The following is a 3,689-nucleotide window of genomic DNA, read 5'->3' as shown; positions in this document are numbered from 1 at the left end:
TGGAACCGTTCAGTTCCGAAAAGAACAACGCCCACAACCTGCTCCCCCTGCTTCAGGCGCTCGATTGCCACGGCCACTTCCTGCAGGTCGACACCAAGCTGTCGCCGCGGGCCGCCGCCGCCAAGTTCGAGGAAGGGCTCGAACGCATGCAACGGGTGGACCTCGGCCTGCTCGGCATGGGGAGCGACGGCCATACTGCCGGCTTCTTCACAAAACAGCAGGCCAACCTGAAGGAGGGCCCGCTGGCGCTCCACACCGACCGCCCCGACGGCATGCAGGGCGTCAGCGTCACCCCCGCCTTTCTGAAACGGGTCGAGCGCATCATCCTGCTCGTCACGGGCGAATCCAAGCGGGAGATTATCGACACCCTGCTCACCGCCCCGCAAACCATCCCCGCCGGAATCGCCCTCGCCAACCACCCCAACGTCGAGCTCTGGACCGACCTCGACCTTCAGCCCGATTCTTGACGGACGGCGGAATCACGCTCGAGCCGAAAACCGCCCGCCATGCGCCGCGCGCGAGCTAAAAACCGTTGAATGCATTCGCTTCCCGTCGACCATTTCAGTAATCATTCCCGACTCAACCATGGAGCTGTGAATGAAGAATTTTGAGTTGGTGCGCACCGAAGAAGTGAAGGAATTGAACACGATGGCGAAGATCTACCGCCATGTCCCGACGGGGGCGGAGATTCTTTCGATGGAGAACGACGACGAAAACAAGTGTTTCGGGATCGCGTTCCGCACGCCGCCCTCGGATTCGACGGGGATCGCGCACATTCTGGAGCACACGGTCCTGTGCGGTTCGCGCAAGTATCCGGTCAAAGATCCGTTCGTCCAGCTGCTGAAGGGGTCGTTGCAAACCTTCCTCAACGCCTTCACCTACCCGGATAAAACCTGCTACCCGGTCGCCAGCCAAAACCTCAAGGATTTCCACAACCTGGTGGACGTCTATCTCGACGCCGTCTTCCACCCGCGCATCACGCCGGACTTTTTCATGCAGGAAGGCTGGCACTACGAACTGGAGTCGCCGGAGGACGAGCTGACGATCAAGGGCGTGGTCTACAACGAAATGAAGGGCGTCTACTCTTCGCCCGACTCCCTGTTGATGGAAGCCTCGCAACAGTCGCTCTTCCCCGACACCACCTACGGCAAGGACTCGGGCGGCAACCCGCGCCATATCCCCGATCTGACCTACGAACAGTTCCAGGCGTTCCACGATTCGTTCTACCACCCCTCCAACGCCCGCATCTTTTTCTACGGCGACGATCCCGAAGCGGAGCGCTTCGCCCTGCTGGAAGAATATTTGAAGGACTACGAAAAAATCGAGCCGAAGTCCGGCATCGATCTGCAGCCGCCACTGCCCGCCCCGGTGCGGGTGGAGCAACCCTACGCCGTTTCGGCGGACGACGAGGCGCCGAAGCCGATGTTCGCCGTCAACTGGATGCTCCCCTCCCCGACCGATGCCGAGACCGTCTTCGCCATGAATCTGCTCGACCACATCCTGCTCGGCACCCCCGCCTCGCCGCTGCGCAAGGCGCTGATCGAATCCGGCCTCGGCGAAGACCTTACAGGCGGCGGGCTCGAAACCCACATGCTCCAGATGATGTATTCCATCGGCCTCAAGGGCGTCGAGCACGACGACCTGGCCAAGGCGGAGGCGCTCGTCCACGCCACCTTCAAGGAACTGGCCGACCACGGCGTATCGATGGACGACATCGAAGCCGCACTCAACACCTTCGAGTTCGAGCTGCGCGAAAACAACTCCGGCGGCTTCCCACGCGGCCTGTCGCTCTGGCTCAAATCGCTCAACGCCTGGAACTACGGAGCCGATCCGCTCGAACTCATCGCCTTCGAAGAACCCCTGCAAACGCTCAAAACCAATGCCCTGAAAAAGGGCTATTTCGAAAACCTCATCCGCGCGCACTTCATCGACAACCCCCACCGCTCCACCGTCACCCTCGTGCCGGACGCCGAACAAGCCGCCCGGGTCGAAGCCGAGGAGAAAGAGCGCCTCGCCGCGCTCCGGGCCGGAATGGATGCCGCCACGCTCAACCGGATCGTGGACGACACCAAACGGTTGCTGGAAATGCAGGAAACCCCCGACCCCGAAGAGGCGCTGGCCAGCATTCCGCTGCTGAGCCGCAACGACCTCGATAAAAACATGCGCGTGATCGAGCGCGCGGTGACCGAAGTGCAGGGCGCAACCATTGTGCAGCACAACCTGTTCACCAACGGCATCCTCTATCTCGACGTCGCCCTCGACCTCCACAGCCTCGACCAGACGGACCTCCCCTATGCCGCGCTGCTCGGCAGCATCCTGCTCGAAATGGGCACCCGCAACGAAGACTATGTCGCGCTCTCCCAGCGCATCGCCAAGAAAACGGGCGGCGTCTACGGCTCGCCGTTCCTTTCGCCCGTGGAGGACTCCAACCGCGGCATCACCCGTTTCTTCCTGCGCGGCAAGTGCATGGCCAACCAATGCACGGAGCTGCTCGACATCCTGCACGATGTCCTGCTCCAGCCCAACTTCGACGACCAGGAGCGCTTCAAGCAAATCGTGCTCGAACATAAATCCGAACTCGAGACGGGCGTCGTTCCACGCGGTCATTCCGCCGTCATGACCCGCCTCAAGGCGCACCATAACGAGGCGCACTGGGCCAGCGAACAGATGGGGGGCATCGAAGCCCTCTTCTTCATCCGCAAGCTGGCGGCGGATATGGAAAAGGACTGGGACTCCATCCTTGCGCGGCTCGAAAAGATCCGCCAAACCCTGCTCCACCGCAAAAACATCGTCATCAACGTCACGGTCGACCCGGCGTCCATGCCGGAGGTGCTCCATGCGCTCGACCGTTTCGTCGAAAACCTGCCCGCCAACGGATCGTTCGAAATCAAGGAATGGACGCCCGGCAAGCTGCCCGAATCCGAAGCGCTGACCGCGCCGACGATGGTCAACTATGTCGGTTGCGCCGCCAACCTGTTCGACGTCGGCTACAAGATGCACGGCTCGGCGCTGGTCATCACCCGCTACCTGCAAACCGCCTGGCTCTGGGAAAAGATCCGGGTCCAGGGCGGCGCCTACGGCGGCATGTGCGCGTTCGACCAGCGCTCCGGCGTCTTCGCCTTCGCCTCCTACCGCGACCCCAAGCTCGAAAACTCGCTGGCCACCTACAAGGCGACCGGCGACTATCTCAAGAACCTGCAGCTCAGCGAAGACGAACTGACCCGCGCGCTCATCGGCGCCATTGGCACGCTTGACGCCTACCAGCTGCCGGACGCCAAGGGTTTTTCCAGCTGCCTGCGCTACCTGCTCGACTACACCGACGAAGAGCGCCAGCAACTGCGCGACGAAGTGCTGGCCACCACCCAGGAACACTTCAACGCCTTCGGCGAAACGCTCAACCAGGCCTTCGAGAAATGCGCCATCGCCGTCCTCTGCTCGCCGGAAACCGCAGACCGCGCCGGGCTCGCAACCAAAACCAAGGTGATGTAGAAACCGCCGGTCGACGGGAGGACACGGCGCAGAGCACCGTGCTACGCAGAACGGTCCTCTGGGCCGTTTCCGCGCAAACCGCGCGAATCGGTTGAATACGAAAAAAGCGGTGCCGAGGCTCCGCTTTTTTCGTATTCAACCGATACGCGCGGTTTGCGCGGAAACGGCCCAGAGGACCGTTCTGCGTAGCACGGTGCTCT

The 3,689-nt window shown here is 62.0% G+C and carries 2 protein-coding genes; both read left to right on the top strand.

What is annotated here, in order from left to right:
* On the top strand, positions 1–467 hold a 467-nt coding region (locus ABYO54_RS15165), incomplete at its 5' end, for a 6-phosphogluconolactonase (protein ID WP_372809079.1).
* A 130-nt stretch (positions 468–597) separates the two neighbouring features.
* Positions 598–3,489: an insulinase family protein gene (locus ABYO54_RS15160; RefSeq protein ID WP_372809078.1), complete on the top strand. Its 2,892-nt coding sequence runs from the start codon at positions 598–600 to the stop codon at positions 3,487–3,489.
* Positions 3,490–3,689: the final 200 nt, after the last annotated feature.

Origin of the sequence: Pontiella sp., from assembly GCF_041622395.1 — a bacterium.
Classification (GTDB): Bacteria; Verrucomicrobiota; Kiritimatiellia; order Kiritimatiellales; family Pontiellaceae; genus Pontiella.
Note: the sequence above shows the minus strand (reverse complement) of the source record. Positions and strands in the feature narration are given on the sequence as shown.